Source organism: Nonomuraea sp. LPB2021202275-12-8 (genome assembly GCF_037044575.1).
Taxonomy (GTDB): Bacteria; Actinomycetota; Actinomycetes; order Streptosporangiales; family Streptosporangiaceae; genus Nonomuraea.
On sequence record NZ_JBAHWD010000007.1, the window covers coordinates 46628 to 69578 of the forward strand.

The following is a 22951-nucleotide window of genomic DNA, read 5'->3' on the forward strand; positions in this document are numbered from 1 at the left end:
ATGAGCGGCCGATGAACGCCGACACCGTCGCCGCGGTGCAACCCGCCGTACAACTGGAGGGCATCACCAAGCGTTTCCCCGGTGTCGTGGCCAACCACGACATCCGCATCACCGTCGAACCCGGCACGGTGCATGCGATCGTAGGGGAGAACGGCGCCGGCAAGTCGACGCTGATGAAGATCCTCTACGGCATGCAGAAGCCGGACGAGGGCACCATCAGGGTGAACGGCGCGGAAGTCAGCTTCAGGACGCCGAGCGACGCCATCGCCACCGGCATCGGCATGGTCCACCAGCACTTCATGCTGGCCGACAACTTCACGGTGCTGGAGAACATCGTCCTCGGCGCCGAGCCGAGGAAGGGTCTCACCCTGGACGTGGGCGGGGCCCGCGCCCGCGTCAACGAGCTCGCCGAGCGGCACGGGCTGCGGGTCGACCCCGACCGGCTGGTGGAGGACCTCGGAGTCGGGGACCGCCAGCGCGTGGAGATCCTCAAGGTCCTCTACCGCGGCGCGCGCATCCTGATCCTCGACGAGCCGACCGCCGTCCTCGTGCCGCAGGAGGTCGACGAGCTCTTCGACAACCTGCGCGAGCTCAAGGCCGGCGGCCTCACCGTCATCTTCATCTCCCACAAGCTCGACGAGGTGCTCGACATCGCCGACGCGATCACCGTGATCCGGCGCGGCACCACGGTCGCCAGCGTCGATCCCGGCGATGTCACCGCCCGCCGGCTCGCCGAGCTCATGGTCGGCAGCGAGCTGCCCACTCCGGAGACCCGCGAGTCCACGGTGACCGACGCCGTGATGCTCCAGGTGTCCGCCCTCACGATGGAGGCCGAGGGCTACCGGCCGGTGCCGAAGGGCGCCTCGGTCGAGCTCTACGTCGACAGCCTCCGTGCGGAGGGCCGGCGCCTGCTCCTGGACGGCGTGTCGTTCGAGATCCACCAGGGCGAGATCCTCGGCATCGCCGGGGTCGAGGGCAACGGGCAGTCCGAGCTGATCGAGGCGATCATGGGCATGCGCCTCGCCCACGGCGACATCTCGCTCGGCGGCGCCGACATCGCCTCGTGGAGCACGCTGCGGCGTCGCGAGGCGGGCATCGGCTACATCCCCGAGGACCGCCACCGCCAGGGCCTGCTGCTGGAGGCCTCGCTCTGGGAGAACCGGGTGCTCGGCCACCAGACCAGGCCGCCCGCCCGCAGGGGCATCTGGGTCAACAGGCGCGCCGCCAAGGCCGACACCCAGCGCATCGTCCAGGACTACGACGTACGCACCCCGGGCGTCGACACCCTGGCCCTGGCCCTGTCGGGCGGCAACCAGCAGAAGCTGATCGTCGGCCGCGAGATGAGCGGCGAGCCGAAGTTCCTCATCGCCGCCCACCCCACCAGGGGCGTCGACGTGGGCGCGCAGGCGGCCATCTGGGACCACCTGCGCGACGCCAGAGCGGCCGGGCTGGCCGTACTCCTGATCTCGGCGGACCTCGACGAGCTGATCGGCCTGTCCGACACGCTGCACGTCATCTACCGAGGGCGGCTCGTCGCCCGGCTCGACCCTTCCGACGTCACGCCCGAGCGGCTGGGCGGATACATGACCGGTGCCATCACCGGCACTGAGGAGACGTGATGCCCGCCGGGCTCTTTCGGGCGCTGCTGACCGTCGCAGGCGCCGTCGCCGCCATCGTGGTGGCCATCGTCATCTCCAGCGTGGCGATCATCGCGGCGGGGGCCAGCCCTGAGGCCGCGTTCGCCGCGTTCTTCGACTTCGGCGAGACCGAGCGCTCGGTGGTCAACGGCATCGCCACGATGCTCAACCGCGCGGTGCCGCTGTTCATCGCGGGCCTCGCGGTGGCCGTCGGCTTCCGGATGAACCTCTTCAACATCGGCGTGGAGGGCCAGTACCGGATCGCGGCCATCTGCGCCGCCTACGTCGGCTCGACGTTCACCGCGCCCGCCCCGATCCAGATCGCGGTGATCATCGTGGTGGCGGCGGCCGTGGGCGGCTTCTACGCGCTGATCCCGGCCGTCATGAAGGTGACCAGGGGGGTGAACGAGGTCATCTCCACGATCATGCTGAACTACATCGCGATCAACCTGGCGGCCTTCCTCGTCCGCGGCCCCTTCACCGGCCAGCGGGCCGAGGGGCAGCTCACCACCAGCACGCCGGTGATGCCGGAGTCCGCCTGGTTCCCCGACCTCAACTGGATCTTCGAGGTGTTGGGCCTGCCGGCCCCGCGCGGTGGCGGGCTGTGGGGCTTCCTGACCGTGGCGATCCTGCTCGGCGTGGGGCTCTGGGTCCTGCTCGAGCGGACCAGGTTCGGCTTCGAGGTCAAGGCCAGCGGCCTGAACCCGTCGGCCGCGCTCGCCTCCGGCGTCAACCCGAAGAAGATGATCATCTCCGCGATGGTGCTCTCCGGCGCCATCGCCGGGCTGATCGGGCTGCCCGAGATCCTCGGCGACAAGCACTCCTTCGGCTCCAACTTCACCCCCGGGCTGGGCTTCCTGGGCATCGCCGTCGCGCTGCTCGGCCGCAACAAGCCGGTGGGCATCGCGGTGGCCGCGCTGCTGTTCGGCTTCCTCGACCGCGCGCAGGGGCCGCTGCAGTTCGCCAACGTGCCCCCCTCGGTGATCATGATCATGCAGGGCACGATCGTCCTGCTGGTGGTCATCGCCAACGAGATCACGAGCAGGATCGCGCTGCGGCGCGAGGAACGGCGGGCGGCTCAGCAGCTCGGCAGGAACACTCCCGTTGAGGTGGCAGCATGACGACCGTCGTGGGATCGAAGCGGACCCGCAACTACCATCTGGCGCTCATCGGCGTCGCGGTGCTGATCCTGCTCATGTCGCTGGTCCGGATCGTGTCCGGGCAGGACGACATCACCTCGTCCGGCACGTTCTCCGCGGCGCTGCTGCTGTCGGTGCCGATCGGCCTGGCCGGGCTCGGCGGCCTGTGGGCCGAGCGCGCCGGCGTGGTCAACATCGGCCTCGAAGGCATGATGGTGCTCGGCACCTGGTTCGCCGGGTGGGCCGGATACCAGTGGGGCGCCACCGCGGCGCTCGTGGCGGGGCTGATCGCCGGCGCGCTGGGCGGCCTGATCCACGCCATCGCGACCGTGACGTTCGGCGTCGACCACATCATCAGCGGCGTCGCGATCAACCTGCTCGGCCCCGGCGTCACCCGCTTCCTGTCGGAGGTCCTCTACAAGGAGGGCACCGCGGCGGGCGAGGCGGGCGCCGGCATCACCACCTCACCGGCCCTGTCGTCGCAGCCGCCGCAGGTCAGCCTGCCGCTGTTCTCCTCGGGTCCCGACTGGCTCGGCAGCCTGGAGAGCACGCACTGGTTCCTGCTGTCCGACCTGGCCGGCATCCTGCGCGGCGTCACGCACAACGTGAACGTGCTGGTGATCCTGGCCGTCCTGATGCTGCCGCTGACGTTCTTCGTGCTCTGGCGCACCGCCTTCGGGCTGCGGCTGCGCTCGGCGGGCGAGAACCCGTGGGCGGCCGAGTCGCTGGGCGTGAACGTCTACCTGATCAAGTACGTCGCGGTCGTCATCTCCGGCGCCTTCGCCGGGCTGGGCGGCGTGTTCCTGGTCTTCGTCACCACCAAGTACGTCGAGGGGCAGACGGGCGGGCGCGGGTTCATCGGCCTGGCCGCCATGATCTTCGGCAACTGGCGGCCGGGCGGGCTGGCGGGGGGCGCCGCGCTGTTCGGCTACGCCGACGGCCTGCAACTGCGCAGTGCCGGGGCGGTCACCTCGTTCCTGCTGTTCGGCGGAGTGCTGCTGGTGATCTACCTCGGTCTCAAGGTGCGCGGGATGCTGTCGTCCGACCGGCCCGCCGCTCTGGCCGCCAGGACCGCCAGGGAGTACACGCTCATGGCGGCCGCGGCCGCCGGCGCGGTCGTGCTCATCTGGCTCTGGATGACGGTCGATAGGCTGCCGAACGAGTTCGTCTTCATCACGCCGCACGTGCTCACACTGCTCGTGCTCCTGGTGGCTTCGCAGCGCCTGCGGATGCCCAAGGCCGACGGCGTGCGCTATCGCCGGGGGGAACAGCATTGAACATCGACTGGGACGCGCTTCGCGCCGAGGCGGCCGAGGCCATGCGGCACGCCTACGCTCCCTACTCCAAGTTCCCGGTCGGCGCGGCCGCCGTGGTGGACGACGGCCGGATCGTCACCGGCTGCAACGTCGAGAACGCTTCCTACGGGCTGGGCCTGTGCGCCGAGTGCGGTCTGGTCTCCGCCCTGCAGTCCTCGGGCGGCGGCAGGCTGGTGGCCTTCAGCTGCGTCGACGGCCACGGGGAGCTGCTCATGCCGTGCGGCCGCTGCCGGCAGTTGCTCTTCGAGTTCGGCGGCGCCGACCTGCTGGTCGAGACCGTTGACGGGCCGAAGCCGATGGCCGAGATCCTGCCCTACGCGTTCGGCCCCGACGACCTGTCGCGGATGACGTGATGGACGCCATCGAGGTCATCGTCGCCAAGCGCGACGGTGGCGAGCTGACGGCCGCCCAGATCGACTGGGTGATCGGCGCCTACACCCGCGGCGAGGTCGCCGACGAGCAGATGGCGTCGCTGGCCATGGCGATCCTGCTGAACGGCATGAACCGGCGCGAGATCGCGGGCTGGACGCAGGCGATGATCCGCTCAGGCGAGCGGATGGACTGGTCCGCGCTGGACCGGCCCACCGCCGACAAGCACTCCACGGGCGGCGTCGGCGACAAGATCACGCTGCCGCTCGCGCCGCTGGTGGCCGCCTGCGGCGCCTACGTCCCCCAGCTTTCGGGCCGCGGCCTCGGCCACACCGGCGGCACGTTGGACAAGCTGGAGTCCATCCCCGGCTGGCGCGCCTCGCTGTCCAACGACGAGATGCTCGGCGTGCTGCGCGAGGCGGGCGCGGTCGTCTGCGCCGCCGGCTCCGGCCTGGCGCCCGCCGACAAGAAGCTGTACGCGCTGCGTGACGTCACCGGCACCGTCGAGTCGATCCCGCTCATCGCCTCGTCGATCATGTCCAAGAAGATCGCCGAGGGCACCGGCTCGCTGGTGCTCGACGTGAAGGTGGGGTCCGGCGCGTTCATGAAGACGCCCGAGCGCGCTCGCGAGCTGGCCGAGACCATGGTCGCGCTGGGCACCGACGCGGGCGTGCGCACCGTGGCGCTGCTCACCGCGATGGACCGCCCGCTCGGCCGCGCCGTGGGCAACGCCCTGGAGGTCGAGGAGTCGGTCGAGGTCCTCGCGGGCGGCGGGCCGCCCGACGTGGTGGAACTGACCGTACGGCTGGCCGCCGAGATGCTGGAGGCAGCCGGGATCTCCGGCAAGGACCCGGCCGAGGCGCTGCGGGACGGCTCGGCCATGGACGCCTGGCGGCGCATGATCACGGCGCAGGGCGGGGATCCGGACGCGATCCTGCCCAGGGCGGCCGAGACGACGGTCGTCGAGGCTCCGGCTTCAGGCGTCCTGGCCCGGCTCGACGCCTACGCCGTGGGCCTGGCCGCCTGGCGGCTGGGGGCGGGCAGGGCTCGCAAGGAGGACCCGGTCTCGTTCGGCGCGGGCATCACGCTGCACGCCAAGCCGGGGGACCTGGTCAGGCGGGGGCAGCCGCTGCTGACGCTCCACGCTGACGAGACGGCCAGGTTCGGGCGCGCTCTGGAGGCCCTTGAGGGCGGCTACGAGGTCGGCCCGGTCAGTCAGGACCAGTTGCCCCTGGTCATCGACCGCATCACGGCCTGAGGGTCACGAGCCGGTCAGCGCGGGGGCGTCGGCGAAGACGTCGGCCAGGACGGCGCGCTGCGTGGGGAGCGCGGCGCTGTGGCGGGCGCGGCCCTCGTCGGTGATGCAGACGAACACGCCGCGGCGGTCGGAGTCGCAGACGCCGCGGGAGACGAGCGCCGCCTTCTCCAGGCGGGCGACCACGCGTGAGAGCGCGCTCTGGCTCAGGTGGACCTCGTCGCAGAGCTCCTGGATGCGGAGCTTTCTGTCGTGGTGGACGATGCGGTCGAGCACCTCGAACTCGCTGGGTCCGAGGCCGTGCTGGTGCAGCGCCCGCTCCAGCGCGCACATCGCCGCAGCGTGCTTGCCCAGGACGTAGTGCCAGGTGCTGACCACGTACTCCTCGTCCATGCGGCGGAGATTACCACGTACCTCAAACTGATGCAACAACATTAAATGCGCTTGCATTAGATGCGACTGCATGTATTGTTCTGCTCCATGTCCTCCAACTCATCTCGCTGGAGCGCGCTCGCCGTGCTCTGTGCAGTGATCTTCCTTGACGCGCTCGACGTGTCGATGGTCGGTGTGGCACTGCCGTCCATCCAGCATGAGCTCGGACTCTCCACCTCCACGTTGCAATGGGTCGTCAGCGGTTACGTGCTCGGCTACGGCGGTCTTCTTCTGCTCGGGGGCAGGACCGCCGACCTGCTCGGGCGACGCAGGGTGTTCCTGGTCGCACTTGCCGTCTTCGCTGTCGCGTCGTTGCTCGGTGGCCTGGTGGACGACGGCGCCCTGCTGATCGCCGCCCGGTTCGTCAAGGGCGTCAGCGCGGCCTTCACGGCGCCCGCCGCATTGTCGATCATCACCACCACGTTTCCCGAGGGGCCGCTGCGCAACAGGGCGTTGAGCATCTTCACCGCCTCCGGCGCCAGCGGGTACTCGCTCGGCCTGGTCATCTCCGGACTGCTGACCGAGATCGGCTGGCGGTACACGCTGCTGATGCCGGTGCCGGTCGCCGTCATCGCGCTGGTGGCGGCGCTCAAGGTGCTGCCGCGCCGTGCGGAGGAGCGCCCCGAGGGCGGCCACGACCTGCTCGGCGCCGTGCTGATCACCGCCTCGATGCTGCTGCTGGTCTTCACCGTGGTGCAGGCGCCCGAGGTCGGCTGGGCCTCTCTCCAGACGATCGGCTCGCTGGTCGCGGTCGTCGCCCTGCTCGGGCTGTTCGTGGTCACCGAGCTCAGGATGAAGCACCCGCTGGTGCGGCTCGGCATCCTGCGCTCCGGCCCGCTGGTGCGGGCCAACCTCGGGCTGCTCATCCTCATGGGGTCCTACGTGGCGTTCCAGTTCGTGGCCATGCAGTACTTCCAGAACCTGCTCGGCTGGTCGGCCCTCGGCACGGCGCTGGCCTTCCTGCCCGCGGGCCTGCTCGTGGCCCTCACCTCCACCAAGATGGGCGACTTCGCCGACAGGTTCGGCACCGGCAAACTGATCGTCGTCGGCGCGGCCTCGCTCGCCGGCGGGTACGCGATGTTCCTCGGCATCGACGAGACGCCGAGCCTGGGCGGCCTGGTGATCCCCGGCATGCTCCTGCTGGGCATCGCGTTCGCGCTGTCCTTCCCGTCGCTGAACATCCAGGCCACCAACGGCGTCGACGACGAGGAGCAGGGCCTGGCCTCCGGGCTGCTCAACACCTCGGGCCAGGTGGGCGGGGCCATCGTGCTGGCCGTGGTCACCGCGGTCCTCACCTCCGGCTCCGGTGGCGAGATCTCGATCGGCTCGCTCCGTGCGGCGATCGTGGTGTCCCTGGTGCTCGCCCTGGTCGGCCTGGTGATCTCGGCCACCGGCCTGCGAGCCCGCAAGGCGGTGGCCGTCGGCGGCCCCGGCGGCCCCGGCGGCCCCGGCGGCCCCGGCGGCCCCGGCGGCCCCGGCGGCCCCGGCGGCCCCGGCGGCCCCGGCGGCCCCGGCGGCGTGGCCACCGGGGAGAGCGACGCCAAGGCGTACGAGGTCGTCTGACCGGTCCTGATCCCAGGGGGTCCCGCGTGCGCGCGGGGCCCCCGCATGCCGATCTGGCGGCGGGGCGCTTCGCGGGCGCGCGGGACGGGCATCGAGCAGACATGAACCCGCAACCGCGAGCCGGGCGCCTGCCGAACGTGAACCCGCGACCGCGACCCGGGCACTCACCGGACGCCGACCCGAGGCCCGCCCGCACGACGGGCCCGCGCCTGCTGACCCGCCTCGCCGTGCTCGCCGTCTGCGGCGCGGCCCTGCTTTCCTGCGGTACGGCCAAGCCGGACGGGACGGCGGGCCAGAGCGCGACGGCCTCTTCCGACACCACGACGGCGCCCACCGACGCCGAGCCCGGTACCCCGGCGACGTCCACCCCGGCCGAGCCGCCCGCCGAGTCGGCGCCTCCGGCGACGAGCTCCGCCGAGGTCGAGGTCGAGCGCGACGGCATGGAGCCGGCCCTGGTGACAGGTGTCCGCTCGGCCCGGCACGACGGGTTCGACCGGGTGGTCATCGACTTCGAGGACGCCGTCCCCGGCTACACCGTCCGCTGGCGGAGCAAGGTGGAGGAGGAAGGATCCGGCAAGCCCGTCGACCTCCGGGGCGGCCGTGCCCTGCACATCATGCTCACCCCGGCCAACGCCCACACCGACGACGGGGCCTCCACCTGGAAGGAGCCCTCGGTCGCGGGGTCGCTCAGCGCCATCACCGGCATCGTCAAGACGGGCGACTTCGAGGGCAGGGTCGGCATCGCCCTGACGTCCGACCGGTCCAGGAACTTCCAGGTCCAGGAGTACACCGGTCCCGACCGCCTGGTCATCGACGTGCGGCACTGACGCGCTGGTGACAGGCGAATCCAGGAGCGCGGCGGCAGCGGCGACCAGGCGATCTCCATCGCGTTCCGGCCGTCCGGTCGCGGCAGGGGAGACGGTCACGTCCCCGGCTCGGCCGGGACCTCACGGTTGAACGCCGGCGTCCGGGTGGACCCGCAGGTCGGGGTCGGGGCTATCCTGAGGCCGCCCGATCATGTGATGATCATCGGACGTCGTTCCGCCCGGCGGCGATGCTTCCCGCCCATGCGCGCGGTACGGGCGGGCGCGGGAGGTGAGACATGCGGGAAGGCCAGGAGCAGGGCGACCGACCTGAAGCTCGCCCGGTTCGGATGATCGACGTGGCCAACTCGCTCGGTCTGTCCCGGGCGACCGTCTCGTTGGTGATGCGGAACAGCCCGCTGGTCTCGGAGGTGACCCGGCGCGCTGTCCTGGCCGAGGCCGAGCGGCTGGGGTACATCTACAACCAGGCCGCCGCGAACCTGCGGACCCAGCGCAACGACCTGGTCGGGCTGGTGATGCCGGACGTGATGAACCCGTTCGTCGGCGAGGTGTCGCTGGGCGTGCAGGAGGTGCTCGGCGAGGTCGGCTTCTTCGTCATGATCGCCAACACCGTCGACCGGGTGGAACTGCAGCGACAGATACTCCGGTCCCTGGTCGGGCACCGGGCGGCCGGCGTGGTCACCATCCCCGCGCTCACCTCGACCGCGGACCATTTCGCCGGCATCCGCCGCGGCGGCCCGCCGACGGTGCTGCTGCTGCGGCACATCGACGGCGTGGAGCTGCCGTTCGTCGGCACCGACGAGGCGGCCATCGGCCGGCTCGGCGCCGAGCACCTGATCGCCGTGCACGGCTGCCGCCGGGTGGCCTACTTCGGCGGCGACCCGCTGGCCTCGCCGCGGGTCGGCCGGATGGAGACCTTCAGGCGGGCGGTCACCGAGGCCGGCGCCGACTGGGATGCGACCTGGTCGGAACCGCTGGAGGCGACCGCGGACGCCGCGTACCACCGTGCCGCCGAGTTGCTCGCGGCCGGGCCGCCACCCGACGGGGTGCTGTGTCACAGCGACAACGTGGCCTACGGCCTGGCCAGGGCGTTGCGGCTCGGCACGCCCGACGCGGCGCCCTGCGCGGTGCTCGGCATCGACGACCTCCACCAGTCGGCGATGTGGAACCCGTCGATCAGCAGCATCGCCACCGACCCGGTCGAGCTGGGCCGGGTCTGCGGCCGGGTGTTGCTGGCCGAGATGGGGATGCCTGTCGAGGGCAGCCGGACCCCTCCGCCGCCCGAGCTCCACGCTCGCGCGTCCTGCGGCTGTCACTGAGCGATCTCGCCAGTGGGCGAGATCCCCCTATTTCAGGGTTGACCTACCGGTTTTTATCGATAAGGTTGACCTGCCAATTTAGATCGATCTAAGTTGTCCCGAACCGAGTCGGTAAGGCCGGGTCGGCGCGAGCCCGGCCGGCGCAGTCGACCAAGGAAGGGGCATGGATGTCCACAGTTGTCCGCTCTCCGCGGCAGTCCACGCCACGTCGTGCGCAGTGGCACCGGCGCGAGGACGGCGTCGGCCGCCTGATGTTGCTGCCGAGCCTGCTGCCCTACCTCGCCTTCGCGCTGCTGCCGATCGGCTGGCTGGTCTGGTTCAGCTTCCAGCGCTGGAACGGCTTCTCGGCGCCGCGGTTCACCGGGCTGGCCAACTACCAGCGGATGATCGGCGACGAACAGTGGTGGCTGGCGGTGCTGAACACGGTGAAGTTCGGGTTCGGCCGGCTGGTCATCGAGATCCCGCTGGCGCTGGTGCTGGCCTACGTGTTCTTCCGCGGGGTCCGCGCCGGCACCGTGTACCGGACGATCCTGTTCCTGCCGCACGTGCTGTCGCCGGCGATCGTCGGCATCATCTTCGTCTTCCTGCTGCGGGAGACCGGCGGCCCGATCAACCAGCTGCTCACCGGATCGGGCCTGCTGGAGGAGCCGATCCGCTTCCTGGGCGAGGCCGGCAGCGCGCTCGCCAGCCTGATCGGGGTCGGTGTGTGGGCCCACCTCGGGATCAACCTGCTGCTCTTCTTCGCCGGCATGATGACGATCCCGAACGAGCTGCTGGAGAGCGCGTCGCTGGAAGGCGCCGGCCACTGGTCGACGCTCCGGCACATCGTGCTGCCGTTGCTGGCCCCGGTGACGCGGGTGGTGATCCTGATCTCGATCATCGGCACGCTGCGCAGCTTCGACCTGGTCAAGACCCTCACCGACGGCGGTCCGGCCGGTAGCACCGAGGTGATGTTCACCTACCTCTACCGGTTCTTCTTCGAGCCGGAATCGGTGCCGCAGATCGGGTACGCCGCCGCGCTCGGCATCACCGCGAGCGTGATCGTCGGCATCATCTCCGTGGCCTATCTGCGGATCAACCGGAGCGGGAGGACCGCGGCATGAGCACGTCCGCCATCACCGAACCCGCCGGCACGACGGTCGCCCAGGCCGTGCCGGCCCGGCGCGGACGCCGGGTCCGCCCGACGACCGTGCTGCTGCACGTGATCCTGATCGCGGCCGCGCTGATCATGCTCTCGCCGCTGATCTTCGGCCTGTTCGCCTCGGTGTCGCCGCTGGACCAGATCCTCAGCAGGAACGGGGGGATCCTGCCCCGGGTCTGGGAGTGGGGCACCTACCTCCAGGCCTGGACCACGGCCAACTTCTCCCGCTACTTCGTCAACAGCCTGATCGTCACGGCCCTGGTCGTCGTGCTGGACACGCTCGCCTCCAGCATGACCGGGTACGTGCTGGCGCGGCGCAGGCTCCGCGGCCAGCGGTTCGTCGAGGGCCTGTACGTCGGCACCCTGTTCGTCGGCCTGACCACGGCGACGCTCTACCCGCAGTATGTGATCGCCGAGGCGCTGGGCCTGGACAACCTGCTCGGGATCGCGCTGGTCCAGCTCGCCGGGATCATGCTGGTGCACGTCTTCCTGATCAAGGCGTTCGTGCTCGGCCTCGGCACCGAGATGGAGGACGCGGCCCGGGTCGACGGCTGCGGGCTGTTCGGCACCTACTGGCGCATCGCCTTCCCGATGATGCGGCCGATCCTCGCCACCACGGTGATCCTCGGCTTCCAGGCGTCCTGGAACAACTACCAGGTGCCGTTGGTGTTCTCGCTCGCCGCACCCGACCTGCGCACATTGGTCGTGGGCGTGAGCGCGCTGCAGTATGACGCCGCCGAGGGGATGACGCCGTACAACACGGTGCTGGCCGGCGCGAACATGGCGCTGGTGCCGATCGTGGTGATCTTCATCGTGCTGCAGCGGCACTTCGTCCGAGGCTGGACGGACGGGTCGGTGAAGGGATGACCCTGTTCGCTCCGGACGGCGCCCTGCTCCGCGGCTGGTCCCGCTGGTGGTTCTGGACCTGGACCAGCTGCTGCTGGCTGCTGCTGAGCCTCCCCGTGATCACCGCCCCGGCGGCCACCCTGTGGCTGATCGCCCAGCAACGCCGGCACGCCGACGGCGAGGCCGCGCTCGGGCCGCGCGAGACGCTGCGGTTCCTGGTCGGCCGGCTGCTGCCGGCCCTGCCGCTGGCCGGCTGTCATCTCGGCATCGCCGCCCTGGTGGTCATCGGCCTGTTCGGGCCATCGCCCGGCGGGCCTTACGGCCAGCTGGTGTTGGTCACCAGCGTGGTGGCCGGGGTGACCTGGTTGCTGGTCGCCCCATGGTCGGCGGTGATCTTCGAACGCACCGGCCGGACCATCCCGGCGCTGCGGACGGCCTACCGGCTGGCGCTGTCCCGGATCGAGCTGGCGGTGGCCGCCACGGTGGCCGTGATCGCCGCTGCCGCCGCCGGGCCCTTCCTGGCGACCCGGGTGCCGTACCTCGGCCCGCTGCTGACGATCGCGCTGCCGGCGGCCACCGCCAGTTTCGTGATCATGCTCCGTGACCGGGCCGCCGTGGTTCGAGACACCATCCCCGCCGGCCGGATCGGGTCCGGTTCGGTTCCTCCTGGTTGAGAAAGGCCCCTCTGATGATCGATTCCACCTTGAGCCGCCGCGGTTTCCTCGGCACACTCGCCGCCGGGGCCGCAGTCTCCCTCGTCGGCTGCGGCGGCTCCTCGACCGGTTCCGCCGATCCGGGCAAGCTGACCACGATCGTGGTCTGGGACCGGGCCGGCGCGCACGCCAAGGCCCGGCAGGAGTTCTTCCGCACCTGGAACCAGCAGCAGGGCAAGTCCCTCGGCATCGAGGTGCGGTACGAGCCGCAGGCGACGGACAAGTACGAAGAGATCGTCCGGCTGGGCTTCCAGACCAAGCGGGCGCCCGACCTGTTCCACAGCCCTTCGGCGCAACTGGGCGCGTTCGTCGCGGCCGGGTGGGTCCAGCCGCTGCCGGACCTGGTGAACAAGACCGTGCTGGACAAGGCCGCGCCGTACCACCAGAAGAACGGCGAGCTCGTCTGGGGCGGCGTGCCGTACGCGGTGCCGACCACCGCGTTCACCAACCGAATGGTGATCAACACCGACCTGTTCGAGAAGGCCGGGCTGGACCCGGACTCGCCGCCGGCGACCTTCTCCGAGGTGCGGCAGGCGGCGGCCGCGATCACCAAGATCGGCAACGGCGACGCGTTCGGCATGCTGATCCCGATCAAGGCGACCGGGTTCCGGCAGTGGAGCGTCGACATCCCGCTGATGGCGGGTGACCCGGCGCTGGCCCAGTTCGGGCTCTTCAACGCGGCCACGCAGAAGTACGAGTCGACCAAGTACGCGCCCCTGCTGGAGCTCTACCGGGGCATGATCACCGACAAGACCGCCTACCCGGGCGCCGCGACCCTGACCGCCGACGTCGCGATCAACGCCTTCGGCAAGGGCGAGGCCGGGATGTACATCGCCAGCAGCGCGGTGGTGTCCTCACTGGCCGACCTCGGCAGCAAGGTCAAGGCGATCGCGGTCCCGCTGCCGGTGCCGGACGGCCAGCAGCTGGCGCGCTCGCCGATGAACGCCGGCTACCCGTACGCGATCTCGTCGACCACGAAGAACCCGGAGAAGGCCGCCGCGGTGTTCGAGGTGATGGTCGGCGACGGAGTCCAGGAGGCGCTGGCGGCGAAGGCGGCGCCGCCGCTGAACGTCGCCGTCTGGGACTCGGCCGCGATCAAGGACAACGCGCTCCTCCAGCAGTTCCGGCCGGCCGAACTCGATCGGCAGTGGCCCAAGACGCCCGGCGGCCTGCTGCAGGTGGACGGGGAGAGCGTCGACCAGACCGTGGAGAAGCTGCTGCTCGACCCGTCGGCGGCGCTCGAACCCGCGCTCACCGCGTTGCAGCAGCGGATGCAGGCGGCCTACGACGCCGCGGTGAAGAGCGGCGAGATCGACCCCCAGGAGTTCCGCGCGTGACGGCGCCGAACGTCGTCGTGCTGCTGGCCGATCAGTGGCGGGGCCAGGACCAGGGCTGGTTCGGCGGCACGACCCAGGTCCGCACCCCGAACCTGGATCGGCTGGCAGCCGGGGGCGCCGCGATCGCCGGTGGTCGCGCCAGCTCGCCGGTCTGCGGGCCGAGCCGGGCCAGCCTGCTCACCGGCCGCCTGCCCCACCAGCACGGCGTGGTCGCCAACGACCTGCCCCTGTCGCCGCGGCTGGACACCCTCGGTACGGCGCTGTCCGGTGCCGGCTACCGGACCGGCTGGATCGGCAAGTGGCATCTGGCCGGGCTGCCCCGGGACAAGTGGGTGCCGCCGGCCGCACGGCCGGGAATCGAGCACTGGGCCGGGGTCGACTGCTCCCACGAGCACGTCGACGGTCACTACTACGTCGGCGCCGAGAGCCCGACCAGGATCGACTTCACCGGATACGAGCCGGAGGTGCAGACCGACCTCGCGCTGGAGTTCCTCGGCGAGCAGAACGCCCCGTTCTTCCTCACGGTCTCCTACAACCCGCCACACGACCCGTACGACTCGGTGCCGGTGCGGCTGCGGACCGGGTACCCGATCGACCGGATGACGGTGCCGCCGAACACGCCCGACAGCGACGGGCAACGCGAGGTCCAGCGGCTCTACTGGAGCGCGATCACGGCGGTGGACACGCAGATCGGCCGGATCGTGGCCGCGTTGGACCGGCTCGGCCTGCGCCGGAACACGATCATCGTGGTCACCTCCGATCACGGCGACATGCTCGGCGCCCACGGCCTGCGGGCCAAGCAGAGCCCGTACGCGGAGGCCGTCCGGGTGCCGATGGTGATCAACGGCCCCGGCGTTCCGGCGTCCCGCCCCACCGGCGTCCTCGGCCTGGTCGATCTCGCTCCTACCCTGCTCGGACTGCTCGGGCTGCCTCCGATCGGGGTGTACGGGCGCGACCTGAGTGACCGGCTCCGGCGCGGCGGGTCGCTGCGGCCGGAGCTGCTGATCGGCAACTGGGTCAGCTTCGACAACGGGTACGACCAGGGGATCGGCGAATGGCGGGGCTTCGTCACCGACGAGCTGACCTACGCGCGTACCGTCGACGGCCGGCCCTGGGTGCTGTTCGACGACCGCACCGACCCCTGGCAGCTGGACAACCTGGTCGCCGACCCGGCGTCCGCCGGCCGGGTCGCCGAGGCCGACGCCCGGCTGGCCGCGCTGCTGGCGGAGTCCGGGGACGCGTTCCCGCCGGGCGACCGGCTGCTGACCGAACTGGGCCTGGTCGATGACTGGAACGCCCGCGAGTCCGCCCTGCGGGGCGACCGTGCCCGGCTGCTGCCGGCGGCGCGATGACCGGCAGGCCCGCTGACCGCTCTGTGAGGAGAGACCCGTTGATGTCCCCCCGTCCGAACGTGCTGTTCGTGATGACCGACCAGCAGCGGTTCGACACGATCGCGGCGCTCGGCAACACCGATCTCGCGACGCCCAACCTCGACCGGCTGGCCGCCCGCGGGACCGTCTTCGACAACGCGTACTCCACCAGCCCGGTGTGCGTTCCGGCTCGCTACACGCTGCGCAGCGGCTGCGAACCGACCCTGACCGGGGTGTACGACAACGCCGTCCCGGACGGGGGACACGCGGCGATCCGGGATCGCTGCGGCCCCTACCTGGCCGAGGCGATGGGCCGGCGCGGGTATCGCACCTGGGGGGTCGGCAAGTTCCACACCACCCCCTGGGACGCGCCGGTCGGCTACGAGGTGCAGCGGCACAGCGAGGAGTTCTACGCCAGCGCCGAGCAGCGTGCGGGGGACGCGTACGCGTCGTGGATCGCGACCGAGCATCCCGAGTACGACTGGATCGAGGCGCTGATGGGCGAGCGGACCGACATGTACTACATGCCGCAGCTCAGCCCGTTGCCGGCGGACTGCACGGTCGAGTCCTGGGCCACCCGGGAGGCGATGGAGCTGATGGCCGCCGACGACGACCGGCCCTGGTTCGGAGTCGTGTCCTACATCGGCCCCCATCCTCCGTTCGCGCCGCCGCTGCCGTACAACCGGATGTACGACCCGGACCGGATGCCCGACCCGGTGTGCGGCGATCGCGACGTCGATCATCTCGATCAGCACATCCCGTGGATGAACCACCTGGTCTACGCCGAGGACGTCGACCCGCACCGGGCCCGGACATTGAAGGCCCGGTACTACGGCGAGATCAGCTACATCGACGGCTGCGTCGGCGACCTGCTGGACGCGGTGGAGCGAAGACCGGACGCGGACAACACCGTGATCTGCTTCTTCGCCGACCACGGCGACCTGCTCGGTGATCATCATGGCTGGCAGAAGGAGAGCTTCTTCGAGGCGTCCGCCCGGGTGCCGTTCATGATCTCCTGGCCGGGGCGGATCGCGGCGGCCGATCATCGATCCGAGCTGGTCTGCCTGACCGACCTGTTCGGCCTGGCCACCTCCGCCGCCGGGGAGCCGGAGCTGCGGCAGGGCAGTGACCTGCTCGGCCTGCTGACCGGTGCGGCGCCGCCCCGGCAGACACTGTTCGGCTACCACGGGCGACCCGGCACCCGGCGGTTCAAGGCGATGGTCCGCGAGGGCCACCTGAAGCTGATCTGGCTGGCCAACGGCGGTCACCGGCTGCTGTTCGATCTCGCGGCCGATCCGCACGAGATCGAACCGGTGCAGGCGGAGCGGCCGCAGGACGCCGACCGGCTGACCGCGGCGCTGGCCGGGCGACTTCGGTCCGAAGGCGTGGCCGAGGCCTTCGACGGCGACGAGCTGCGGACCTTCCCGTACGAGAAGTGGCCGCTGACCCGGATCCACCAGTTCGACCTGTCGCGAGGGGTGACCGGCTTCGGCGCCGACCGGTGAGATCGGGGCCGGGGAACCGCCGCGTCCAGGCGTACACCGGTCCCGACCACCTGGTCGTCGACGTGCGAGACTGGCCCTGTGGTGAGAAAGATCGAAGGACCTTCGCGAATCCAGGTGCCCGGCGGCAAGCTCATCGAAGAGCACATCGGCCACGTCAACAGCGGCGACGAGGTGATCTCCATCGCCCACATGGTCGCCCCGCCGGGCTGGAGCGAGCCCGCCCAGATGCCGCTGTTCACCGAATACACGGTGGTGCTGAGAGGCACCGTCCTCGTCGAGCACTCGGACGGCGTCACCGAGGTCTCCGCGGGCCAGACCCTCGTGACCGAACCGGGCGAGAAGGTCCGCTACAGCACAGGTGTCGAGGGCGCCGAATACATCGCCGTCTGCATCCCGGCCTTCACCGTCGAAACCGCCAACCGAGCCTGACCGCCGCGCCGTACGAGAGCGTGGTCTCGCGGCGGCGAGCTCCGCCGCGGCGGCGGGCCACAGCACAGTCGCAGAACGAGTCACAGCCCGCGCGAGCATCGGGCGGGGGGCTCGTATCATGGGCGGATGAGCCCCACCTTTGACGAGATCCGGCGGGCACCCAAGGTGCTGCTCCACGACCATCTCGACGGTGGTCTCCGGGCCGAGACCATCGTGGAGCTGGCCCGGGAGTGCGGTTACGACCGGCTGCCCACCACCGACCCCGAGAGCCTGCGGATCTGGTTCGAGGAGGCGGCGGACTCCGGCTCTCTGGAGCGCTATCTGGAGACGTTCGACCACACCGTCGGCGTCATGCAGACGCGCGAGTCGCTGGTCCGGGTGGCGGCCGAGTGCGCAGAGGATCTGGCCGGCGACGGCGTCGTCTACGCCGAGGTGCGGTTCGCGCCCGAGCAGCACACCACGCTGGGCCTCAGCCTCGACGAGGTGGTCCAGGCCGTGCTGGAGGGCTTCGAGCAGGGGTCCGCGGGCCGGGGGATCAGGGTCGGCACCCTGCTGACCGCGATGCGGCACAAGGCGCGCTCGATGGAGATCGCCGAGCTGGCCGTGCGCTACCGCGACGTGGGCGTGGTCGGGTTCGACATCGCCGGGGCCGAGGCCGGTTACCCGCCCACCCGGCATCTGGACGCCTTCGAATACCTGCAGCGGGAGAACGCGCACTTCACCATCCACGCGGGCGAGGCGTTCGGGCTGCCGTCGATCTGGCAGGCCATCCAGTGGTGCGGTGCCGACCGGCTCGGCCACGGGGTGCGGATCATCGACGACATCTCGGTGGCCGACGACGGCACGGCCAAGCTGGGCCGCCTGGCCGCCTACGTGCGTGACAAGCGCATCCCTCTGGAGATGTGCCCCACCTCCAACCTGCAGACGGGCGCCGCCGCGTCCATCGCCGAGCACCCGATCGGGCTGCTGCGCCGCCTGCACTTCCGGGTGACGGTCAACACCGACAACCGGCTGATGAGCGGGACCAGCGTGTCGCTGGAGTTCGCCAAGCTGGTGGAGGCGTTCGGCTACGGGTGGGACGACCTGCAGTGGTTCGCCGTGAACGCGATGAAGTCGGCCTTCCTGCCGTTCGACGAGCGGCTCGCACTGATCAACGGTGTGATCAAGCCCGGGTTCGCGCAGCTCAAGTGGCAGCCGTGAAGCAGCTCTACCGGTCCAGGACCGGCTTCGCCCTCGGCTGGGTCTGGCTCGCCTTCGTCGCCTTCAACGTGTGGGACCTGACGGCCCGTTACAACGGCAAGCCGTCCATGGTGGCGCTGGCCGTGCTCGGCGTGCTGACCGCGCTGGTCTACCTGATCGCGCTCAGGCCGGCCACCGTGCTCACCGAGTCCGGCCTGGTCGGACGTAACCCGCTGCGCTCGACGTTCGTGCCGTGGACTGCCGTGAACGACGTGACGGTCTCCCATTCGATCAACGTCGACTACGACGACGAGCGGATGCTGCGCCTGTGGACACCGGTGACCTCGGCCAGGGAGCGGGCCAGGGCGCAGCGCAGGGGCACGGCCAGCCGGCAGCGGGGCCGCTTCAAGACCGAGCCGACCTTGTCGAAGGGCGAGCAGGCCGCCGCCGAGGTGTTCGCCGGCAAGACGCACGCCGACTGGGTGGCCGAGCAGATCAGCGAGCGCGCGGAGGCGGCCAAGCTCCGCAAGGAGGAGCCCGGCCAGGCCCGCGCGACCTGGGCGTACGACTCGATCGCGGCGATCGCGGTGGCGCTCGCCCTGGTGGTGGCCGCCATCGTGGTCGACTGACCTGCCCGCAGCCTCAGCCGCGACGGTTGACGAAGCGGGCCATGCCCGCCTGGGCGATGCCGGCGTCCTCGACGTGCCGGGCCGCCTTCGTCTCCACGGCGAAGGCGCGCTCCACCTCCTCCAGGGATGGCCGCAGCAGATCGAGATGGACCGTGGTGGCGGTGCCCGGGACGGTCCAGCGGTGGACGAGCGCGACAGCCGTCTCCAGCAGCGCGTCCGGTTCGACGATGTCGTCCAGCAGGCCGATCGAGCGGGCCTCGGCGGCACTCAGCCTGGCCGAGTCCAGGACGAGCCGCAGCGCCCTGCCGCCGCCCACGAGGCGGGGGAGCAGAAGGCTGGAGGCGTTGGAGATGGACAGGCCGATGTGGTTCTCCGGCAGGAAGTACTCGGTCTGCGGCGTGCCCAGGCGGGCGTCGAAGCAGAGCGTCCACTCGGCCGCGCCGCCCACGGCCAGCCCGTTGACGGCCGCGACGACCGGCACCCGGGTCTCCAGCACGGCCCGGGTCAGGTCGTGGAAGAGCTCGACCTCCTCAAGGAGTGACTGCCCGACGGCCTCGTTGATGTCCTCGCCGGCGGAGAACGCCCTGCCGGTGCCGGTGACCACGATGCCCCTGGCGGTCTCGCCGTCGCCGTGGGCGCGCACGGCCGCGGCGAGCCGCCTGCGCATGTCCGCGGTGAGGGCGTTGAGCTTCTCCGGCCGCTGGAGGGTGACCACGGCCACCTCGTCGCGCACGGTCACATCGATCATGTTCGCTCCTCTTCGACGGGGATGGCTCCGGCGCGCTGGTCGCGCTCGGGCAGCAGCAGGTGACGCTTCTCGATGCGCGCCGACGGGGTGAGCGCGAAGCCGTCGACGAACTCGACGTAGGCGGGGATCTTGAACCGGGCCAGGCGCTGCCTGGCGTGGGCGATGACGCTCATGGCGGTGTCCCTGCCGGGCTCGTGACCCGGATTGAGCTGGATGAACGCCTTGGGCAGCTCGCCGAACAGCTCGTCGGGGATGGGCACCAGGGCGGAGCTCAGCACCGCGGGGTGCTCGCCGAGCACGCGCTCGACCTCGGCGCAGGAGATGTTCTCGCCGCCCCTGCGCACCATGTCCTTCAGCCGCCCGGCGTGCCGGATCCGGCCGTCCGCGTCCTGGATGCCGAGGTCGCCGGTGTGGTACCAGCCGCCTCGGAAGGCGTGCGCGGTGGCCTCCGGGTGGTTCCAGTAGCCCTTCATCATCGGCACGCCGCGCACCAGGATCTCGCCCGTCTCCTCGTCCAGCCTGACCTCCTTGCCGGGCGGCGGCAGGCCCATCGCCCCGGTGCCGACCGTCTCCCCGGCCTCGGGTGCGGCGATCAGGTCGGTGCCGCTCTCGGTGGAGCCGTAGAGCTCGCGCCACAGGGCGCCCCAGCGCTCTTCGAAGGCGCGGTGCAGGGCGGGCGCGATGCCGGAGCAGAGGACGAGCCGCATCCTGTTGCGCCGGTCCAGCGGACTGGGCGGCTGTTTGTGCAGCAGCAGTGGCATGGTGCCGAGCACGTAGGTCAGGGTGGCGCCGTGCTCGCGGGCGGCCGGCCAGAAGCCGGAGGCGGAGAAGCGTGGCAGCACCACCTGGGGGATGCCGCCGATGAGGCAGAGCAGGGTGGTCCACTGCGGGTCCATGTAGGAGTACGCCTGCGCGATCATCATGACGTCGTCGTCGCGGAGCCGTACCTGGCCTGCCACGACCTGGGCGGTTCTGAGCCAGTAGTCGTGGGTGAGCATGCAGGCCTTCGGGAAGCCGGTGGTGCCCGAGGTGTACTGGAAGTTCGCGATGTCGTCCGAGCGGATGCGGACGTCCGGAGGCGGCGCCGCGCCGGTGAGGGTGTCGAGGGTGTAGGCGGGGCCGGGGATGTGCGGGGCGTGCTCCGCGGTGGTCAGGGTGGCCACCGCGCCCGAGTCGCGCAGCACGTGCTCCAGGTCGGCCGCTCGATAGCGGGCGTTGACCGGCACGGTGATCGCCCCGGCCCTGAGGACGGCCAGCCAGCTCAGCGGCCAGCCGGGGACGTTCTCCATCATGACGGCCACCCGGTCGCCGGGCCGCACGCCCTTGGCCGCGAGCGCTCCGGCGAGGCGGCCGGTCTCGGCCTCCACCTCGGCGAAGCTCAGTGACGTCTCTGGGAATCGCAGGAACTCGCGCTCGCCGTACCTGAGCGCGGCGTGTCTGAGCAGGTCGGGGATCGTGTCATGCATCCGGCGGCTCCCAGGGGAAGTCGGGCAGCAGGGAGAGGTCGGGACTCGGGGCGGGCTCGGCGGGGGCGCGGACGGCGGCCAGCCCGATCGCGACGAACTCGGCGCACACCTGCTCCAGCGTGGAGTCGCCGTCGGGGCGGTACCACTCGCTGGTGCCGGTGCACATGGACATCAGGGCCAGGCGGGTCAGCCTCTGGTCGGCGACGTGGAAGGCGCCCTCGCGGACCCCGTCGGCCAGGGCGCGGCGCCACTGGTCCTCGTACTCGTCGCGCAGCGCGATGACCTCGTCGTGGGCGGCGGATCCAGGAGTGAGCGAGCGCAGCTCGCCGTCCATGACGCGGGTGGTCATCGGGCTCTGCGCGTGGATGGCGGTGAGCGAGCTGATCAGCAGCGCCAGGCGGTCCGAAGGCCGCTCGACGCCGTCGAGGACCCGGGCGGTGGAGTCGATGAGCCCGCGGTGCCCGGCTCGCATGAGGTCGGCGAGCAGGGCTTCCTTGCTGGAGACGTGGTGGTAGATGCCGGCGTTGGTGAGGTTGACCGCCCTGGCGAGGTCCCTGATGCTCGTCGCGGCGTAGCCCTGGCGGGCGAAGAGCAGCACTGCCGCGGTCCTGATCCGCAGGCTCGCGTCAGCGTCCCTGTCGGTGAGGTAACTCTCCAGTGTGGGCATGTCCTACCGAACGTTCGGTTGCGCGTGACAAACGCACCATAACCCACCGGATCAGGACAAGCTAGAGGTTGACCCGGACACCGTGTGAGGCTGTAGACCCTGCGCTGCCCGCACCGAGGTGCGGATCGAGATCGAGCGGATGTGATCGTCATGGAGCTGGAAACGCACCGGCCCGAGCTGGCCGGCTACTGCTATCGGATGCTCGGGTCCGCCTTCGAGGCCGAGGACGCGGTGCAGGAGACCCTGGTCAAGGCCTGGCGAAGCCGCGACCGCTTCGACCCCCTGCGGGCTCCGCTGCGGTCCTGGCTCTTCGCCATCGCCACCAACGTCTGCCTGGACATGCTGCGCGGCAGCGTCCGGCGGGCCCGCGCCATGGATCTGGGCCCCGCCGCCGAGCCGGGCACGCCGCTGGGCGAGCCGGTGGAGCCCGCCGCGTGGGTGTATCCGCTCCCGGACCACCTGCTGGACCCGGCGGAGCTGGCGGTCTCCAGGGAATCGGTGCGGCTCGCCTTCGTGGCCGCCCTGCAGCACCTGCCGCCGCGCCAGCGGGCGGTCCTCATCCTGCGAGACGTGCTGGCCTGGTCGGCCGCCGAGGTGGCGGCGCTGCTCGGCACCACCGTCCCCGCGGTCAACAGCGCGTTGCAGCGCGCCAGGGCGACGCTGCCCGCCACCGACGCCCCGCCCGGAGGTGTCGACGAGGACCTGCTGGCCCGTTACGTGGACGCGTTCGAGCGGTTCGACGTGGCGACGCTGGTCTCACTCCTGCACGAGGACGCCACGATGTCGATGCCGCCGTTCACCTGGTGGCTGAGCGGGCGCGACAGCATCCGCCGGGTCCTGGTCGCGTCGGACGCGCCGTGCGAAGGCTCCCGCCTCGTCCGGACCGGCGCCAACGGCGTGCCCGCGTACGGCCAGTACCGGGACGGCGAGCCCTTCGCCCTGGTGCTCGTCGAGACGGCGGACGGCCTGATCACCGGCGTGACCACCTATCTGGAGCCCCGGCTCTTCCCGCTTTTCGGCCTGCCGATGAGTTCCGGCTCGCCGCTTCGTACCAAGGGGTAAGGAGG

General features: G+C 71.0%; 22 protein-coding genes. 18 read left to right on the forward strand and 4 right to left on the reverse strand.

Annotated elements, in window-relative coordinates; all coding sequences use genetic code 11:
* Nucleotides 1–11: 11 nt before the first annotated feature.
* The 5 genes from V5E28_RS15550 to V5E28_RS15570 are packed head-to-tail and all read left to right on the forward strand — an operon-like array spanning nucleotide 12 to nucleotide 5719.
* Nucleotides 12–1619 (forward strand): ABC transporter ATP-binding protein, encoded by a 1608-nt coding sequence (locus V5E28_RS15550; RefSeq protein WP_336207587.1) that lies wholly within the window; start codon nucleotides 12–14, stop codon nucleotides 1617–1619.
* Entirely contained in the window at nucleotides 1619–2758 is a 1140-nt protein-coding gene (locus tag V5E28_RS15555; RefSeq protein WP_336207588.1) for an ABC transporter permease, read from the forward strand. Before V5E28_RS15550 ends, V5E28_RS15555 begins: the two co-directional genes overlap by 1 nt.
* Nucleotides 2755–4053, forward strand: coding sequence for an ABC transporter permease (locus V5E28_RS15560; protein ID WP_336207589.1), 1299 nt, complete (start codon nucleotides 2755–2757; stop codon nucleotides 4051–4053). The genes V5E28_RS15555 and V5E28_RS15560 overlap by 4 nt, the downstream gene beginning before the upstream one ends.
* On the forward strand, nucleotides 4050–4445 hold the full coding sequence (locus tag V5E28_RS15565) for a cytidine deaminase (RefSeq protein ID WP_336207590.1): 396 nt from the start codon (nucleotides 4050–4052) through the stop codon (nucleotides 4443–4445). Before V5E28_RS15560 ends, V5E28_RS15565 begins: the two co-directional genes overlap by 4 nt.
* On the forward strand, nucleotides 4445–5719 hold the full coding sequence (locus V5E28_RS15570) for a thymidine phosphorylase (protein ID WP_336207591.1): 1275 nt from the start codon (nucleotides 4445–4447) through the stop codon (nucleotides 5717–5719). The genes V5E28_RS15565 and V5E28_RS15570 overlap by 1 nt, the downstream gene beginning before the upstream one ends.
* A 3-nt stretch (nucleotides 5720–5722) precedes the next feature.
* Here the strand turns inward: V5E28_RS15570 and V5E28_RS15575 are convergent, their stop codons facing one another.
* Nucleotides 5723–6109 (reverse strand): MarR family winged helix-turn-helix transcriptional regulator, encoded by a 387-nt coding sequence (locus V5E28_RS15575; protein WP_336207592.1) that lies wholly within the window; start codon nucleotides 6107–6109, stop codon nucleotides 5723–5725.
* A gap of 87 nt (nucleotides 6110–6196) precedes the next feature.
* Here V5E28_RS15575 and V5E28_RS15580 point away from each other — a divergent pair, with 87 nt between their 5' ends.
* The 12 genes from V5E28_RS15580 to V5E28_RS15635 all read left to right on the forward strand — a co-directional run bounded on the left by V5E28_RS15580 (nucleotide 6197) and on the right by V5E28_RS15635 (nucleotide 19003).
* A complete protein-coding gene (locus V5E28_RS15580) occupies nucleotides 6197–7711 on the forward strand; it encodes an MFS transporter (RefSeq protein ID WP_336207593.1) in 1515 nt (504 codons plus the stop codon).
* 101 nt (nucleotides 7712–7812) lie between these two features.
* Complete coding sequence (locus V5E28_RS15585) at nucleotides 7813–8538, forward strand: AMIN-like domain-containing (lipo)protein (protein ID WP_336207594.1); 726 nt, start codon at nucleotides 7813–7815, stop codon at nucleotides 8536–8538.
* A 275-nt stretch (nucleotides 8539–8813) separates the two neighbouring features.
* Nucleotides 8814–9854 (forward strand): LacI family DNA-binding transcriptional regulator, encoded by a 1041-nt coding sequence (locus V5E28_RS15590; RefSeq protein WP_336207595.1) that lies wholly within the window; start codon nucleotides 8814–8816, stop codon nucleotides 9852–9854.
* Between the two features lie 167 nt (nucleotides 9855–10021).
* The gene (locus V5E28_RS15595) at nucleotides 10022–10957 is read left to right on the forward strand and encodes a carbohydrate ABC transporter permease (protein ID WP_336207596.1); all 936 of its coding nucleotides are present in this window, start codon (nucleotides 10022–10024) and stop codon (nucleotides 10955–10957) included.
* Entirely contained in the window at nucleotides 10954–11862 is a 909-nt protein-coding gene (locus tag V5E28_RS15600; protein ID WP_336207597.1) for a carbohydrate ABC transporter permease, read from the forward strand. The genes V5E28_RS15595 and V5E28_RS15600 overlap by 4 nt, the downstream gene beginning before the upstream one ends.
* A complete protein-coding gene (locus V5E28_RS15605; protein ID WP_336207598.1) occupies nucleotides 11859–12515 on the forward strand; it encodes a hypothetical protein in 657 nt (218 codons plus the stop codon). The genes V5E28_RS15600 and V5E28_RS15605 overlap by 4 nt, the downstream gene beginning before the upstream one ends.
* Before the next feature lie 14 nt (nucleotides 12516–12529).
* Nucleotides 12530–13891 (forward strand): ABC transporter substrate-binding protein, encoded by a 1362-nt coding sequence (locus V5E28_RS15610; protein WP_336207599.1) that lies wholly within the window; start codon nucleotides 12530–12532, stop codon nucleotides 13889–13891.
* Nucleotides 13888–15243, forward strand: a complete 1356-nt coding sequence (locus tag V5E28_RS15615) for a sulfatase-like hydrolase/transferase (protein ID WP_336207600.1) — start codon at nucleotides 13888–13890, stop codon at nucleotides 15241–15243. Before V5E28_RS15610 ends, V5E28_RS15615 begins: the two co-directional genes overlap by 4 nt.
* A gap of 41 nt (nucleotides 15244–15284) precedes the next feature.
* A complete protein-coding gene (locus tag V5E28_RS15620; RefSeq protein ID WP_336207601.1) occupies nucleotides 15285–16766 on the forward strand; it encodes a sulfatase family protein in 1482 nt (493 codons plus the stop codon).
* 78 nt (nucleotides 16767–16844) lie between these two features.
* Nucleotides 16845–17195, forward strand: coding sequence for a cupin domain-containing protein (locus V5E28_RS15625; RefSeq protein WP_336207602.1), 351 nt, complete (start codon nucleotides 16845–16847; stop codon nucleotides 17193–17195).
* Nucleotides 17196–17321: 126 nt separating this feature from the next.
* Entirely contained in the window at nucleotides 17322–18395 is a 1074-nt protein-coding gene (locus V5E28_RS15630) for an adenosine deaminase (protein ID WP_336207603.1), read from the forward strand.
* Nucleotides 18392–19003 carry a hypothetical protein gene (locus V5E28_RS15635; protein WP_336207604.1) on the forward strand — a complete coding sequence of 204 codons (612 nt, stop codon included), beginning with the start codon at nucleotides 18392–18394 and terminating at the stop codon, nucleotides 19001–19003. The genes V5E28_RS15630 and V5E28_RS15635 overlap by 4 nt, the downstream gene beginning before the upstream one ends.
* A 13-nt stretch (nucleotides 19004–19016) precedes the next feature.
* On the opposite strand, the gene V5E28_RS15640 is transcribed toward V5E28_RS15635, so the two are convergent.
* From V5E28_RS15640 to V5E28_RS15650, 3 genes are read right to left on the reverse strand one after another with little or no spacing between them, the layout of a single operon-like run.
* On the reverse strand, nucleotides 19017–19751 hold the full coding sequence (locus V5E28_RS15640) for an enoyl-CoA hydratase/isomerase family protein (RefSeq protein WP_336207605.1): 735 nt from the start codon (nucleotides 19749–19751) through the stop codon (nucleotides 19017–19019).
* Nucleotides 19748–21217 (reverse strand): AMP-binding protein, encoded by a 1470-nt coding sequence (locus tag V5E28_RS15645; RefSeq protein WP_336207606.1) that lies wholly within the window; start codon nucleotides 21215–21217, stop codon nucleotides 19748–19750. The genes V5E28_RS15640 and V5E28_RS15645 overlap by 4 nt, the downstream gene beginning before the upstream one ends.
* Nucleotides 21210–21884, reverse strand: a complete 675-nt coding sequence (locus V5E28_RS15650; RefSeq protein ID WP_336207607.1) for a TetR/AcrR family transcriptional regulator — start codon at nucleotides 21882–21884, stop codon at nucleotides 21210–21212. Before V5E28_RS15650 ends, V5E28_RS15645 begins: the two co-directional genes overlap by 8 nt.
* A 99-nt stretch (nucleotides 21885–21983) precedes the next feature.
* On the opposite strand from V5E28_RS15650, the gene V5E28_RS15655 reads away from it, so the two are divergent.
* Entirely contained in the window at nucleotides 21984–22946 is a 963-nt protein-coding gene (locus V5E28_RS15655; protein ID WP_442945824.1) for a sigma-70 family RNA polymerase sigma factor, read from the forward strand.
* Nucleotides 22947–22951: the final 5 nt, after the last annotated feature.

Coding starts and splice junctions, on each gene's coding strand:
- V5E28_RS15555 (WP_336207588.1), top strand. CDS start 1,619: ATGCCCGCCGGGCTCTTTCGGGCGCTGCTGACCGTCGCAGGCGCCGTC.
- V5E28_RS15560 (WP_336207589.1), top strand. CDS start 2,755: ATGACGACCGTCGTGGGATCGAAGCGGACCCGCAACTACCATCTGGCG.
- V5E28_RS15595 (WP_336207596.1), top strand. CDS start 10,022: ATGTCCACAGTTGTCCGCTCTCCGCGGCAGTCCACGCCACGTCGTGCG.
- V5E28_RS15645 (WP_336207606.1), bottom strand. CDS start 21,217: ATGCATGACACGATCCCCGACCTGCTCAGACACGCCGCGCTCAGGTAC.
- V5E28_RS15650 (WP_336207607.1), bottom strand. CDS start 21,884: ATGCCCACACTGGAGAGTTACCTCACCGACAGGGACGCTGACGCGAGC.
- V5E28_RS15620 (WP_336207601.1), top strand. CDS start 15,285: ATGTCCCCCCGTCCGAACGTGCTGTTCGTGATGACCGACCAGCAGCGG.
- V5E28_RS15570 (WP_336207591.1), top strand. CDS start 4,445: ATGGACGCCATCGAGGTCATCGTCGCCAAGCGCGACGGTGGCGAGCTG.
- V5E28_RS15600 (WP_336207597.1), top strand. CDS start 10,954: ATGAGCACGTCCGCCATCACCGAACCCGCCGGCACGACGGTCGCCCAG.
- V5E28_RS15610 (WP_336207599.1), top strand. CDS start 12,530: ATGATCGATTCCACCTTGAGCCGCCGCGGTTTCCTCGGCACACTCGCC.
- V5E28_RS15630 (WP_336207603.1), top strand. CDS start 17,322: ATGAGCCCCACCTTTGACGAGATCCGGCGGGCACCCAAGGTGCTGCTC.
- V5E28_RS15550 (WP_336207587.1), top strand. CDS start 12: ATGAACGCCGACACCGTCGCCGCGGTGCAACCCGCCGTACAACTGGAG.
- V5E28_RS15585 (WP_336207594.1), top strand. CDS start 7,813: ATGAACCCGCAACCGCGAGCCGGGCGCCTGCCGAACGTGAACCCGCGA.
- V5E28_RS15590 (WP_336207595.1), top strand. CDS start 8,814: ATGCGGGAAGGCCAGGAGCAGGGCGACCGACCTGAAGCTCGCCCGGTT.
- V5E28_RS15575 (WP_336207592.1), bottom strand. CDS start 6,109: ATGGACGAGGAGTACGTGGTCAGCACCTGGCACTACGTCCTGGGCAAG.
- V5E28_RS15605 (WP_336207598.1), top strand. CDS start 11,859: ATGACCCTGTTCGCTCCGGACGGCGCCCTGCTCCGCGGCTGGTCCCGC.
- V5E28_RS15580 (WP_336207593.1), top strand. CDS start 6,197: ATGTCCTCCAACTCATCTCGCTGGAGCGCGCTCGCCGTGCTCTGTGCA.
- V5E28_RS15640 (WP_336207605.1), bottom strand. CDS start 19,751: ATGATCGATGTGACCGTGCGCGACGAGGTGGCCGTGGTCACCCTCCAG.